This is a genomic window from Mycetohabitans sp. B3 (assembly GCF_021498065.1).
Taxonomy (GTDB): Bacteria; Pseudomonadota; Gammaproteobacteria; order Burkholderiales; family Burkholderiaceae; genus Mycetohabitans.
This window is the reverse complement of sequence record NZ_JAHLKN010000026.1, coordinates 118903-134257: the sequence shown is the minus strand read 5'-3', so window position 1 is coordinate 134257 and position 15355 is coordinate 118903. Positions and strand designations below refer to the sequence as shown.

Annotated in this window: 6 protein-coding genes and 1 pseudogene; 6 read left to right on the top strand and 1 reads right to left on the bottom strand. The window is 58.9% G+C overall.

Annotated features, from left to right (window positions below):
• Nucleotides 1–256 precede the first annotated feature (256 nt).
• Nucleotides 257–886: a LysE family translocator gene (locus KQH55_RS07205; RefSeq protein ID WP_076795417.1), complete on the top strand. Its 630-nt coding sequence runs from the start codon at nucleotides 257–259 to the stop codon at nucleotides 884–886.
• A gap of 339 nt (nucleotides 887–1225) precedes the next feature.
• Here the strand turns inward: KQH55_RS07205 and KQH55_RS07200 are convergent, their stop codons facing one another.
• A complete protein-coding gene (locus KQH55_RS07200) occupies nucleotides 1226–1903 on the bottom strand; it encodes a TetR/AcrR family transcriptional regulator (RefSeq protein ID WP_235090499.1) in 678 nt (225 codons plus the stop codon).
• A 320-nt stretch (nucleotides 1904–2223) separates the two neighbouring features.
• On the opposite strand from KQH55_RS07200, the gene KQH55_RS07195 reads away from it, so the two are divergent.
• From KQH55_RS07195 to KQH55_RS07175, 5 genes and pseudogenes are all read left to right on the top strand, one after another.
• Nucleotides 2224–2655 carry an EthD family reductase gene (locus KQH55_RS07195; protein WP_235090498.1) on the top strand — a complete coding sequence of 144 codons (432 nt, stop codon included), beginning with the start codon at nucleotides 2224–2226 and terminating at the stop codon, nucleotides 2653–2655.
• Between the two features lie 240 nt (nucleotides 2656–2895).
• Nucleotides 2896–3120: pseudogene (locus tag KQH55_RS16845) on the top strand (transposase); the annotation flags it as partial.
• 730 nt (nucleotides 3121–3850) lie between these two features.
• Complete coding sequence (locus tag KQH55_RS07185; RefSeq protein WP_083703677.1) at nucleotides 3851–5506, top strand: ShlB/FhaC/HecB family hemolysin secretion/activation protein; 1656 nt, start codon at nucleotides 3851–3853, stop codon at nucleotides 5504–5506.
• A 40-nt stretch (nucleotides 5507–5546) separates the two neighbouring features.
• A complete protein-coding gene (locus KQH55_RS07180; protein ID WP_235090497.1) occupies nucleotides 5547–15077 on the top strand; it encodes a hemagglutinin repeat-containing protein in 9531 nt (3176 codons plus the stop codon).
• Nucleotides 15074–15340 (top strand): hypothetical protein, encoded by a 267-nt coding sequence (locus KQH55_RS07175; RefSeq protein ID WP_235090496.1) that lies wholly within the window; start codon nucleotides 15074–15076, stop codon nucleotides 15338–15340. Before KQH55_RS07180 ends, KQH55_RS07175 begins: the two co-directional genes overlap by 4 nt.
• Nucleotides 15341–15355: the final 15 nt, after the last annotated feature.

Genomic DNA, 15355 nt, shown 5'->3' with positions numbered 1-15355 from the left:
GCTGGCCTTCTCGCGCTGGGAATGCTTCCATGTTGCCAAACGAAGCGAGAGCTTCGAAGCATTATTCACTGACTTGCAAAACACGCTGTGGTTGTCTAGACGTTGCCCGCGCGAAAATCGCATGCTACACACGCGCAGCAATCGCGCTCAGGCTCACGAGAATGGCTATGGGCTGATATTGCGCATGTGTCAGCCTTAATGGCGGCAAGCATGGACGTGGCTTGAGGTGATCGATGAACGGCGATAGGAGCTTTCGATGCTGGACTTTTCGACTTTGGGCACCTTTGTCGTGGTCGTGCTCGGACTGTTGCTGATTCCCGGGCCAGCCGTGTTGCTGGTGCTCACGCGCACAGTACAAGGCGGCCGCACAATCGGCGTATTCACCGGGCTCGGTGTGGCGGCTGGAGATCTTATCCACACGCTCTGCGCAGCAGTGGGCTTATCCGCGTTGCTGATGACCTCAGCGCTGGCATTCAATATCGTTAAGTTGGCCGGCGCCGCGTATCTACTCTATCTTGGGGTGCAGGCGTTGCTCGAGAAACCGACACTTGGGTATGCGCTCACGCCGAAGCCGGCTGCGGTTTCACCTAGGAAGGCCTTTGTTCAAGCGATGCTGATCGAGGTGCTCAATCCAGAAGTCGCGTTGTTCTTTCTTGCATTCCTGCCACAGTTTGCGCAGCCGGAGCGCGGTGCGACGTTTTGGCAGTTCGTCGTGCTCGGGCTGATCTTTGTCGCCATAGGCATGTTGTACTTGACGGCTGTAATCTTTTCGATACGCTCGCTTGGCCGCATCATGTCGCGTTTACACTGGCTGCGCCGCTGGGAGAAAAAAATGATTGGCATCATCTTCGTCCTGCTTGGACTGAAGCTGGCGATGCAGCAATAATAGGTTTGGTTTGGAGCAGCACAACGCATAGCGCCGCCAGCCGCCGCACTTAAAAAATTAGATTGGATGTTTCATTGGTCTTAGCGCCATGCGGTCAGTCAACCCGTTGTTCAATGAAATGAACGGTCGCTCGCCGATCCAACGCAGCACGCCGGGCGCTTTGACGCGCTGCGCCAGCGTTCGAAAACGTTGATGGCCAGACACGCCGCTGAAGGTCGGACACGCCGACGTGTTCAAGCGTGTGACCGGAACTGGCGCCCAGTTTCATCCGACAAACGCAGGCCCTGCACCATGTAGCCGCCTCTGCGCGGCCTTATTTGCAGCCTTAGCTGCATCCTATCAGCGTAGCTTTGGCAGCCCAGTCTTGCTTGGCTTAGCGGCGTTCCGCTGATGGGGATTCACTGTGACTGCTCGCGATGCATCCCAAACCGACATGACATGGGTGATAGCGGCATCTATGACGGTGTGGCGAACGCCGTCTCGAGCTAAGGTGGACAGACCTAGCAGGAAACTGTCGAATACCGTAGACAAGGCGCGGACATTGACATTGGCGCGCAGTTCGCCGCTGGCGATGCCCCGCTCAATGCATGCAACAATGCCGGCTCGGGTCTGTGCACGTGAACGCGTCAGCGGTGCGGTAACTGCCGAGTGCTTCTCGGAAGGGGCGCTCAGTACGCCTAAGCCGACCATACATCCCCTCGGATGCCCGCGCTCGCACTGCATCTTGGCCGAACGGCGTAATGCCGTTTCGATGGCATCGCGCGGGGACAGACCGGTGTCCCACAGGCACTCCACCACCCGAGCGTAGGTGGCCAGATAGCGCTGCACGCATTCATGAAATAGTGCCTCCTTAGAGCCGAAGGCTGCATAAAAGCTTGGCGCGGAGATGCCTCCGCCGATGCAGGCCTTTAATTGGCTCAACGACGTCGACTCGTAGCCGTTCTCCCAGAAAAGATGCATTGCTTCCTCGACCGCTTGCTCTCGATTGAAGGTTCGCGGGCGTCCCATTGTCGCCATCTCAAGCTCCAGAATTGCTCCATGGTGAATATACTAAAGATACGTAAACCGTTGACAATCTCGTAGGTGCCCATTAATGTACCAATCGGTACATAAGTCAAAGCAATGCCACTTGCTTACGTTAGTGTCCGGTCGAAAGCGAACGGGACCGAAAAAGCCCTGACCGTCCGCGTACGTAGCGTGATCGCTTGTGCTTGCCAATGGCGGGTTGTGCGCAGGCGAGGTAGCGTCCGTAAGATAGGTATTGATTGGTATATTAACGAGGGCTTCCGAGCCATAACAGATCGAATTGCCCCACTTTTTACTGAGGAAACGCTGCCATGTTCCAACGCTTCATGCAAATTGTATGCTGCACTTTCGCCCTGCTCGCCGCAGCCCCATCGTTCGCTATTAATAATTTTCTGGTATCAGATCCGGTAGATAGAGGCACCTCTATGAGCACAAGTAACACGCCGGTGGTCGTGTATGTGACCTATCAGGGCACACCGCAAACCCGGTTTGACCGAACCTATTATGTCACCCATCATCTGCCGCTGGTGATGAAGGCTTGGCAACAGTACGGCTTGCTTAGCGCTACTGCGTTTTTTCCTGCTGCAGGTCAGGTCGGCACTATCGCCATCTGCGAATGCATTTTCCGCGACGAAGCAGCAGTGAAGGCCGCGTTTAGTTCGCCGGAAGTGCCTGAAGTGATGGCTGACGTACCGCGCTTCACCGATGTGGCGCCCAGTCGCGTGCGCGCGGTTGAACTTTGATTGGAGGCAAGAAGATGCCCGATCAACATGTTACCTGAGCGTCATGACGATGGCATCGGCTAGCAGGATGCGACGCGGCTATTTCTGGGTTCTTGGCGGATGGATCGAACTGGCTCGCCTGACATACCCGCGCAGCGAGGTGGCAACGCCAATGGGAGCCGGTGATACCCGGTGCTCCTGTCTCGGATAGTCGTAACCTACGCCGAAAACTTCGCGGCGGGAATACGCGGGGTACCGGTTCGTATCATGCCAGTTACCAACGCCATTGAAAGCATGCACATGTAGTTGCGTAAGGCCGTGAAAAATCGCGGTCGCTTCCCAAGCGACGAAGCCGACAACAAGCTGATGTATGTAGCCTTGCGCAATATCGAAAAGAATGGGTAGATGCCGCTTATCCCTTGGCGGCAAGCCATCAATCAGTTCGCTATTCTGTCCGGCGAGTGGTTCACCAGCGCCATGAACTGAGATCTTTTAACCAGCCTTAGCACACAAGGTTCCTGATACCTCTTCGCTGGCCGAGACCATCGAGGCGGCCAAGGGGCTGAGGTTGCTCCAGAATCAGGGTCGTTCTGAAATTCCAGCGTTTGGCTGTGGGTCCAACTGTCAAATGAGTTCGGCGCATCCGATAATGAGCTGACTTCGACCACCGCTGCCGACGCATACTATCCTGTGGCGGATCTGGCGGCATTAGAGGTTTGCTTCATCCTTCGAGGTCGGGTAAAGCCCGATGAATCACTCTTAAGCATTGGAGTCTGCACCAAACCAGCTGCGGTTCACTGCTTGTTGCCAATGCTGGTCCGCTGCCTGCAGCGTGGCTGGATGACCCACTCACCGGTGAATGGCACATCATTGGTCGCTCGCCGCGGCCTAATCGATGGAAATTTCGTCTGGGGGGCCTTCACCGGGTCCTTACGGTGTTGCGGCTGGAAACAGCATGTACCCCGATCAACATGGTGGTGCCGGGCCGATCGCTTCTTCATGCCTTTACGCTCGCGGCCAGCCTATAACGGAGGACTGCGGCGGCTGCTCGAGTGTGGAGCGCGCGAGTTCTGCTAGGATTGGCCCTAGCATGCGTTATTTAGCTGCTAGCGCTAGGCAAAAAGTGATTATTATGATAAGGAAAAAGGGGAAGCAGGCGGTTGGTCATCGCCAGTGGGGCGGAAAAGGGGTAGGGTTTTGCGTGGGTCTAGCGCCGATGATGTTGGCGCAAGCGCTACCGCTCGATGGTGCCGAACAGCAGCCGCTGCGCGAGCAGGAACGCGAGCGCGTACTTCGGCAGCAGCGTGAGGCCACGCCGGACGTGCGGTTGACACGCCCGTTAGCGCCTGAGCAAGCGCGTCTTCCCGCGCAAGAGTCGCCCTGTTTTCGCATCGAGCGCATAACACTCGACGGCGACACGGCCACGCACTTCCAATGGGCGTTAGCGGCGGCCAATCCACCGGACGACCCGGCCATTGGCCGCTGCCTGGGCACGGCAGGCATCAACCTGACGATGAAGCGGGTGCAAAATGCGATTGTCGCGCGTGGCTACGTGACCACGCGTGTGCTGGCGGCCCCGCAGGATTTGAAGGCTGGCACGTTGGCGCTCACGCTTATTCCGGGGAGGATCCGCGCGATCCGTTTCACCGACGATAGCAGTCCGCGCGCGACGCGGTGGAACGCCGTGCCGATTACATCAGGCGATTTGCTCAACCTGCGTGACCTCGAGCAGGCGCTGGAAAACTTCAAGCGCGTGCCGACGGCCGACGCTGACATCCAAATCACACCGGCTGAAGGGCCCGACGCCCAGCCTGGCGAAAGCGACCTGGTGATTGCGTGGACACAGGCGCATCCGGTGCGTTTAAACGTCTCTATCGACGATGCAGGCAGCCGGTACACGGGTCGGTACCAGGGTAGCGTGACCGTTTCGTACGACAACTGGTGGACGCTTAATGATCTGTTTTACGCCAGCTTCAACCACGACCTTGGCGGCGGGCATAGCGGCCCCAAAGGCACGCGTGGCTACACCGTTCACTATGAGGTGCCGTATCGTTACTGGCTCCTGGGTTTCACCACCAGTGGCTATGATTATCACCAGCCGGTCGTGGGCGCCTACCAAACCTACCGCTACGGTGGTGATGGCGATCTTACTGAAGTGCGCCTCTCGCGCCTGCTTTATCGCGATGCCGTGCGCAAGACCTACGCTCATGTGCGCGGGTGGCTACGCCATGCGCACAGCTTCATCGATGACACCGAGATCGAGGTACAGCGCCGCCACACGGCGGGCTGGGAAATCGGTTTAAGTCACCGCGAATTCATCGGTTCCGCCACGCTGGAGGGCGGCGTGGCGTATCGCAAAAGTACGGGTATGTTAGGGGCTCAGCCGGCGCCGGAGGAATTTTTTGGCGAGGGGACGTCGCGCCCATCGCTGATTACTGCAGACGCTCAACTGACCATCCCATTGACCATTGCTGCACAGCGACTACGCTACACCACGGCATGGCGCGGACAATGGAGCCGCACGCCGCTCGCGTTGCCGGAACGCTTTTCCATCGGCGGGCGCTATACCGTGCGCGGTTTTGATGGCGAAAGCGCCTTGATCGGCGACCGAGGCTGGCTGGTGCGCAATGACCTAAGCTGGTCGCTGAATCGCACCGGTCAGACGCTTTATTTGGGTGCTGATTATGCAGAAGTGGGCGGGTCATCCGCCCACTTCTTGATTGGGCAGCACTTAGCCGGTGCTGTGATTGGCCTGCGCGGCGGGGCCAAGGGGCTGCTCTGGGACGTTTTTGTCGGTACGCCGCTTAGCAAGCCGGCGGGTTTTCAGACCCGTCGCTTCAACGCCGGCTTTAACGTCAACTGGTCATACTAGGTATCGACGTTAGGACTGCTACCTTTCCTGAGTACCCGTCATGAATTCACATTTATATCGAGTCATCTTCAATCGGGCTCGCGGTTTACAGATGGCCGTGGCGGAGCATGTCGCCAGTCAAAGCAAGCAGCGCGGCGTTCGGGCCGCCCGCTCGGCGTGCAGCCTGCTGGCGACGATGCGGGTACTGGATTTTTCGATTCTGGTGTCGCTCGGAATGGTCGTTGATCTTGCACAAGCGCAGATCGTGGCTGATCCTGGCGCGCCTCGCGACCAGCAGCCAACCGTGCTAAACGCCGCCAATGGCGTGCCATTGATCAACATTCAAGCCCCCAGCGCAAGCGGTGTGTCGCGCAATACCTATAGGCAATTTGACGTCGACCATCGGGGCGTGATTCTCAACAATGCTAGTACCCACGCGCAGACGCAGCTCGGCGGCTGGGTGCAAGGTAATCCGTGGCTAGTCAACGGCACCGCACGTGTGATTCTCAATGAGATCAACGCCAGTCATCCAAGCCAGTTGCGCGGCTACATGGAAGTGGCCGGCGAGCGTGCGCAAGTCGTGGTTGCCAATCCGGCGGGGATCAGTTGCGACGGCTGTGGCTTCATCAATGCCAATCGCGTCACGCTGACCACCGGCGCCCCGATCATGAATGGCGGCAACCTCGACGGCTACCGCGTGCAGCAAGGCGCCGTTACCATTGCCGGCGGCGGGCTCGATGCGAGCCGCGCCGATTATACCGACATTATCGCGCGCTCCGTCCAGATCAATGCTGGCCTCTGGGCTCAGCAGCTACGCGTGACAACCGGCGTCAATCAGGTCAGTGCCAGCCAGAGCGTGGTGGATCCAATTACCACAGACAGCAATGTGCCGGCTTTCGCTCTGGACGTGAGCCAACTCGGCGGCATGTACGCGCAGAAAATCGTCCTGCTCGGTACCGAGCACGGCGTGGGTATGCGCAACGCTGGCCAAATCGGCGCATCAGCCGGCGAACTGGTGGTGACCGCCGACGGCCGCTTGGAAAACAGCGGCGCCCTGCAGGCTAGGACCAATACGCGTTTGGACGTCGGCGGTGGCGTGGCCAACAGCGGTACGATCAGCGCTGGACGCGAACTCGTGCTCTACACCCCAAAAGATCTGGACAACCGGGGCGGCACCTTGAATGCTATGCGCCTGGAAGTAAACGCGGATTCCGTTACAAACCGAGGTGGCACCATTGAGCAAACCGGCGCCCAGGACCTGGTTGTACATGCCGTGCAGGTTCGTAACCGGGAGGACGGCCGCATCGGACAGGCTGGGGCGGATGCCGATGCCGCCACGATGCCCGGGCATGACGGCACGTCGGGCATAAACATCTCGGGTGACAGCGACGCCGCGCCGCTCGCGGCGGGTGCGCTCAACGTTACCCACATACTGGATAACGACGGCGGCCGCATCATGGCCAAAAGTGCCATTGATCTGACCGCCCGCGCGGGCCTGGACAATGAGGGCGGGCATTTAGGCGTGCGCGATTTAAACGTAAAGGACGGCGATCTGGTCAACCGTCTGGGTGAACTATACGTAACAGGCAGCCATCAACTCCAACTCGGCGCACTGCAAAACGAGAAGGGGCAGATGCAACTAGCCGGGCCGCTAACGCTGAACGCCCAATCGTTCGATAACCGCGCGGGTCAGCTGGTGGTAGCCGGCGGCGATAATCGTCTGGAGGTGATGGATGAGCTTGATAATAGCCGAGGCGGGCAGATTGTCAGCGACGGTGCGCTGCATATCCGTGCCAGCACGCTCAAGAACGCACAAGGTCGCGTGCAGCACGCTGGCGGTGGCCGTTTGCAGATCGAGGTGCCACAGTTTGAAGGCGTCGGTGGCACGCTGACAAGCGATGGCGTTTTGACCCTGACAAGTCATAGGGCTGACTTGCGCGGCGGCTTGACTCAAGCCAAGCAGATTCATGTTGACACAGACACGCTGATTACCGCCGAAGGCGTGCTGCGCAGCAGTGGCGCCGGCATGCTCGAGTTGAAGGTGCGCGACGTGTTGGACAACACCCACGGCGCCATTCGCGGTAATGGCGCGTTGACGTTGCAGGCGCAACAGCTGACCAACGAACGAGGTAGGATTAGCGCGGCCGGCACACACGACACGCAGGTTGACATCGCTGATCAACTCAACAATATCAATGGCCAGCTTGTTACCGCGGGCAACACGATGGTGAAGGCGCGTGATTTACGTAACCAGGGTGGCATGATCAGAACCAAGGGTCAATCCAACTTGGACGTGAGCGTTGACGGCACGCTCGACAACCGTGCGCAAGGTACGCTCGCCGCCGATGGTGATTTGAAGGTAACCGCGCCTACAGTGGACAATCGCCGGGGGAAGCTGATTGGTGTTCACGGACTACGCGTCGAGTCCACCACGCTGGATAATCGCAAAGACGGTTTATTAAACGCAACCGAAGGCCACCTGAAGGTGGACAGTCAAGGCCACATCCATAATGCGGGCGGCACGATCCAAGCCGCCGGTGAGCTGACGTTGGACAGCACAGGCTTGGACAATACCGACGGCGCGATCCGGGGCAGCCAGGTCAAACTTGATACTCGGCAAGCGACACTGAATAACACTGGCGGCACACTGATGAGCACTGCCGGTCGCTTCGACGTCAACAGTGGTGTACTGGATAACACCGGCGGGTTACTGCAATCGGCCGGCGCGATGCGCGTGCAAACACACGGTCAAACAGTGCGTAACATTGATTCCGGCAAAACGGGCGGCATCTTTAGCGGCGGGGAGTTGGACTTAAATAGTGGCGAACTGCACAATCGCGCCGGCGTGGTGCATAGTCAAGGCCAACTCACCGCGCACGTTGGTGCGTTGAACAATACTCAAGGCCAGTTTGGCGGCAGCGCCGAAGTCGGGCTCAAGGCTGACAGTCTGCGCAATAGGGGTGGCGTGATACAGGCTGGACAGGCGCTGCAGATGGGCGTGGCTGATGTCACTGATAACGATGGTGGCCTGATAGCCGCGAGTGGCGAGTTATCGCTGAACGCTAAGCGGATTTATAACCGTGACACCCGTAGCACGGACCCGGGTACGCCGTTAGGTTTGCGAGGCGACGCCGTTGCGTTGACGGCCAAGCATATCGACAACCATGCCGGGACCATCACCGCCAATCGCCGCGTGGAGATCACCGGCGCGGGCACTGATAGCGTGCTGGACAACACGCAGAGCAACGTCTCCTCGGCCGGTAGCATTCAGGTTTTTGCCGATCATGTGTATAACCCGGCTGGCACGCTATTGTCCGGCACTGACCTCCGTGTCGAGGCTGAGAGTCTGCGCGGAGCAGGCCATTTACTGTCTAAGGGCAATCTGAACTTAGCGTTGCAGCAGGACTTTGACAACGAGAACGAAGTGACTGCCAACGGCCATGCCGTCATTCGCATCCCGGGCCGGCTGGTTAACCGCGGTACTTTCGAGGCAGACGAGCTTGAAGTACGGGGCGCGCAGATCGACAACACCGTCGGTGGCCGGATCAATGGCAACCGCGTGGGGGTGGCCACCGATGGCAAGTTATCTAACCATGGTCTAATCGATGGCGCGCAGACGCGCATCGAGGCCGGCGCGGTGGACAATATCGGCACGGGGCGCCTCTACGGTGATCACCTTACGCTGCAAGCCAACACCGTTGACAATCGACAGGAGGACGGCCAAGCTGCAGTCATCGCCGCACGGACACGGCTGGATATCGATGCAAACAGGCTGAGCGGAGCGGGCCGTTTGCTGTCCGACGGCGATTTAAACTTGGCGTTGCAGCAGGACTTTGACAACGAGAACGAAGTGATGGCCAACGGCCATGCCGTCGTCCGCACGGAGGGACAACTGACCAACCGCGGTGTTCTTCAAGCAGGCGAACTCGAAGTACACGGCGCGCAGATCGACAACACCGTCGGTGGCCGAATCAACGGGAACCGCGTGTGGGTGGCCACCGATGGCAAGCTGTCTAACCGTGGCCTAATCGATGGCGTGCAGACGCGTGTTGAGGCCGATGCCGTAGACAATGTTGGCACGGGGCGTCTCTACGGTGATCACCTTGCGTTGCAGGCCAACACCATTGACAATCGACAGGAGCATGGCCGGGCCGCAGTCATTGCTGCGAGGACACAGCTGGATATCGGTGCAAACGTCGTCAACAACCACGAGCAGGCGCTGATCTTTAGTGCTGGCCATGATAGTACGGCGCTAAACATTGCCGGCGCGCTGAATGAGCAGGGCCAGGCCGTGGATCGTGCCGCTCACGTACTCAACGACAGCGCCACGATTGAATCGCTGGGCGGCCTAAGTTTCAATACCCAGCATCTGCTCAATCGCAACGCACACTTTGCCACTGAACTGGTGCAGGTTAGCGGGCCCACCCAGAGCATAGCGCTCCAGCCAGCCGGTGATCCCAATAAACACGATATCAACGACTATCATTGGGCGGGAGGGCACAAATCCGGCTGTTATTTTCACAACGGCACGGGCGCCGAAATCAGCAATTGGACTCAGTACGATATAACGCGCACCGAATACGAGACCCGGGTTACACAAAGCGCACCGGCGCTCATTCGCTCGGGCGGTAATATTGTGCTGCACGGTGAAAACTTCACCAATGACAAAAGCCATATTTTCGTCGGCGGCACTTTACAGGGCGATTTGGGTAACCTGAAAAATGAGGCTGTGTTTGGCCAGCATATCACCCGCGAGGTAGGCACTAGCCAGTACACTTGGAATGAATGGCGTGGCGGCTTGAAACGCCGGCATGACCGCCACTGGGAGGCACGGATTGCTTACACGCCAGCCGACATCGTGCACACGATTGAGCTGCCCGTCTCCAAGGTCGAGCAGCATACCGCCAGCGGCGTGCGTGGCTATGCGATCGAACAGCAACAGCTTAGCCAGGCAGATGACGCGCTGAAAGCAAGCGCGATTGTCGAAGTGTCGGCCGTGCCCAGTGTGCGCGCTCCTGAACTGGGCCAGATCGATGTCGCGATAAGCGGTCCGGATCCGGCGATAAGCGGTCAGGGGCCGGTGATAGCGGGTCAGAATCCGGTGATAAGCGGTCAAGAACCAACGAGCGGCCAAAATGAGCAAGGTGGGCTTGATACGCACGGCGATGTCCCTATGGTTATCCGTACTGTCCAGCCGAGCGCCCAGGTACCGGCTAACAGCTTATTTCGTGTTCAGCCCAACAATGGCAGCTATCTGATCGAGACCGATCCGCGCTTTACTGACTATCGCACCTGGCAAAGCGCTGCTACCCTACTGTCACAAGGAAAGCAGAATCCGGCCGCCACACACAAGCGCCTGGGCGACGGATTTTACGAACAAATGCTGGTGCGTGAGCAAGTCGCGCAACTGACAGGTCGGCGTTTTTTGAAAGGCTATGCCAGCGATGAGGCGCAATATCAAGCGTTGCTCGAGGCCGGCAGCGCTTATGCGAAAGCATGGAACCTGCGTCCTGGCGTGGCGCTGAGCGCGCAGCAAATGGCGCAGTTGACTCGCGATATCGTCTGGCTGGTTGAGCAGGACGTGCACCTACCCGATGGTACTGTCACTCGCGCGCTAGTGCCGCAAGTCTACGCCCGAGTCAAGCCGGGTGACCTTGACGGTAACGGCACACTGCTCGCCGCGGAATCGATCGACATGCGACTCAAGGACGAGCTCGTCAACACAGGCACCCTCGCGGGACACACTGCCGTGCAGCTGAATGCCGAAAATTTGCGTAACGTTGGCGGCCGGATCACTGGCAAGACAGTATCTGCTCAGGCGCTTGGCGACATTGACATAATCGGTGGCAGCATTGACGCTGACCAAGCCTTATTCGTTCAGGCTGGCCGCGACCTGAATATGGTCACCACAACCCGCAGCGATGCCAAGCAAGCTGGCCAGAGTGACTTTAGCCGTACCCATCTGGACCGTATAGCCGGTCTGAGCGTTAACTACCCCCTTGGCGGCCCCCTAGCGGCCAGCGCCGGGCGCGACGTCAATCTAATTGCCGCGCAGATCGCCAACAATGGGCAGAACGGCCAGACCGCCCTAATCGCCGGCCGTAATCTGAGTCTGGTCACGGTCAAAGTCGCGGAACAAGAACGCAACGTCATCGACGCCAGCAACTACCTCAAGCAAGGCATTGAGCAAGAGGTCGGGACCACCGTGCATGCGCGGGGTGACGTACGCATGCAGGCTGGCGGCGACCTGAATGCCCGTGCGGCCCGCGTCAACAGCGACCAAGGCACATTGGTGGCGCTGGCTGATGGGGATGTCAACATCGTGGGCGGGCAAACAAGTCGTCACTGGAGCGAAGGCCGGCAGTATAAAAGTCGTAATCTGTTCGGCTCCAGTCAAACCACCACTCGCGACAGCCTGGTGGACACGACTGCGCAGGCCAGCATCTTCAGCGGCCACACGGTGGCGGTGCAAGGCCGCAACGTGACCTTGACCGGCAGCAACGTCGTGTCAGATAAGGGCACGTTTATTGAGGCGCAAAACGACCTGACTATCCAGGCTGCGACGCAGACCTACAGCGAAAGCCACTTCAAGGAGACCAAGAGGCGTGGTTTACTACATAATGGCGCGATGTCGGTGACAATTGGCAGTCAGGCGCACAGCGCTGACCAGCAAGAGGCCGGCACTCGTGCAACGGCTTCCACCGTGGGCTCGACCAATGGTAACGTGACCTTAGCTGCCAAACAGCTCTATCGGCAAGAAGGCAGTCATATCCTCACGCCGCGGGGCGATGTGGATATTCAGGCGGGCGAAGTCATTATTACGGAAGCCCGTGAGCAGAGTCAGGGTACGCAGCAAACTCAATTCAAGCAATCGGGTTTGACCGTGGCGGTGACGGCGCCAGCGATGGCGGCGGTTCAGACCGCGCAGCAGATGGAGCGGTCGGTCGGACAGACATCCGATCCCCGTATGCAAGCGTTGGCGGGCGTGACGACTGGCTTGGCCGTCAAGAACACTGCCGACGCCATCGCTCAGGATCCAAAATCGGGTGGCGGGGTTAACATTTCAGTCACTGTGGGCGGCGCGCAGAGCGGGAGCCAGGCCACTTACAACCGTGCCACCGCATCGGGTTCGAGCATTGCCGCTGGCGGCAACGTGAGGGTTCAAGCTATCGGTTCCGGCCAAGATTCCACGTTGACTGTACAAGGTAGCGAGATCCAGGGTGGCGGTGATGTCCAACTGAAGGCCGACGGCAAAATCAACCTGCTGGCCGCGCAAAACGCTCGCGAGTCGCACCTGACCCACAGCAGCCTCAGCGGTGGCGCAGGCGTGGCGGTGAACCTAAACTCCCAAGGCAAGGCAGCCGGTGTGACAGCGAACGTCAGTGGCGCACGCGGCTGGGGCGAAGGCACTGACGTGAACTGGACACCCACCCACGTGAGCGCGGGTAACCGACTGGTGCTGGAGTCGGGCGGCGACACTACGCTTAAGGGAGCGATGCTCAGTGGCCGGCAAGTGATCGGCGAGGTGGGCGGGGATCTGAGCATCGAAAGCTTGCAAGAGCGCAGTAGCGAGCGCAGCCGGGATATATCGCTCGGCGGCAGCGTGACGGCGGGTTTGGGGGTGTCGGGTAGTGTCAGCTTCAGCCAGCAAAAGATTGCAAGCGATTGGGCGAGCGTGACCGAGCGCAGTGGCATTCAAGCGGGCGACGGTGGCTTCCAGATTAACGTCAAGGGTCACACGAGCCTGAAGGGCGCGGCGATCGCCAGTACGCAGCAGGCGGTGCATGACGGAGCGAATAGTTTGACGACGTGCACGTTAAGTACCGAGGATATCGTCAACTACGCCGAATACAACGCCAGTAGCGTGGGCCTGAGCGGAGGTTACAGTGTGGGCGGCAGTGGTGGTGGCGAAGATCTGGAAGGGGTTGGCACGAACCAGTCTGGACAGGCGGCGACGGGCGCGGAGCAAGTACCGGATAGCAAGCTGCCGTCGACTCCGGGCGGATTCAGCGTTGCGCCGCCGAGCGTGATGGCCGCTTCGGGCAAGGCCAGCAGCACGACGCTGAGCGGGATCAGCGCGGGTACGATTCGCATTACGGATGAGGCGCAACAGAAAGCTTTGACGGGGCGAGACGTTGCGCAAAGCCTTGCCGGGCTGAACCAGCAAGTGCGGAGTGGACAGGATGGCGATAACGCGCTTAAGCCAATCTTCGACAAGGAGAAGATTCAGGCGGGGTTCGAGATTGCGAATCAGTTGACGCATCAAATCGGCACGTTTGTGGGCCATCGTCAAGCGCAACTGGATGAAGCACAACAAGCGGCCCAGGACCCGAATCTGAGTGCGCAGGCCAGGGCGCAAGCGCAACAGCAAGCGGCACAGCTAAAGGCGCAATGGGGCCCGGGTGGCACTTATCGACGCGCGCTGTCGGCGCTGGGCGCCGCAGCGGGTGGCAATGTGACGGCAGGCGCGGGGCAGTTTGCCCTGTCGGCGACCGTCAATTACGTGCAGGGTTTGGCGGCCAGCGAAGTGAAACGCGTGGCGGATGGCTTGCAAAGCGAGGAAGCGCGCGCGGCGTTGCATGCGCTGGTGGGGTGCGCGGGCGCGGCGGCTAGCCGCCAGGATTGCGGAGCGGGCGCGATGGGGGCGGCGGCCAGTTCGATGCTGGGCTCGTTACTCGGGCCGACGCAGGGGTTGACGCAGCGTCAGAAAGAAGCGCAAACGAACCTGGTGAGTTCATTGGTGGCAGCGGTGGCGGGGATGGCGGGTCAAGACACACCGACTGCGACGACGGCTGCGGTGACGGAGGGGCGGTTTAATCGGCAGATTAACGACAAGGAAAAGAGGGCGATCGCGGAAAAAGCGGACAGCGATAAGGCGGAGCAAGAGCGGCTAGTCAAAGCGGCGTGCTACGCGGTGAAATGCTGGGCGGAGTACAAGCCGGGAAGCGAGGAGTACACGAAGCGCTATGTGAGCCAGCTTGAGGCTTCACAACTTCAACCAGAAATCGATTGGGTGAATCAACAGAAAGAGGCGGGACTGTTCGAGTACACGCCAGGCCAGAAGATTGGTGATGCAGTGAAGAGCGATCCGGTGGGGGTGGCAGAGGATGTGACGAAGGTTGTTGTTGGGGGTGTGACAGCGAAGACAGGTGTTGGACTTTGCGCAAGTGGACTGGGGTGTGCTGCGGGTATTCCGATGGCAGCTTTCGGGTTAAGCGATATGGTTGAAGGCTCGGAGGGTTTGTACAACCGCTATAACGGCATCAATACGCCAGGTGTGAACCCTTTGCGATACGGACTTAACCAACTAAATTCAACGTGGGGAGATACTGTATATGATGGGCTGAACCTTGCCGCAGCGATCATGGCGCTGAAGGTTCCAGTTCCGCTCAAGATGGGCGTTGCCGATGGCCTGAATCGTCCTGATTCGATGTTTAATGTAAGCGTGCCGCGTATCAATAATAACACTTTGATTCCGTTTATTAACCAAGCTGCGCCTTACGGGACGACACAAGGCATTCTGCTGTTCGGTGTAGGCTCAAAAGGTGCCACCGTGATTGACGATATACGTCATGCTGGAGACAAGAAATGAACTGGCGGCGTCTCTATGCAACACTTCAGATCTGGTTTATGGTTTATCTGGCATCTGCGTTTAGCGCTGGATGCTGGTCGTTTTTGGTCGCAGGACTTTGCCGAATAGCGTTTCATCTTGGCGACAATGAGTCTATGCTGCTGGTTGGTCTTCCCCTTTTCATTATTCTGTTTGTCGTGTTTTTAAAGTATTTGCCGAAGCCCCTGCGCAAGGCTGGGATGCTGAGCGACGATCCGAAGGAATTCGGTCCGTGGTTCAAGTGAGAGTCCTAAAAAGCC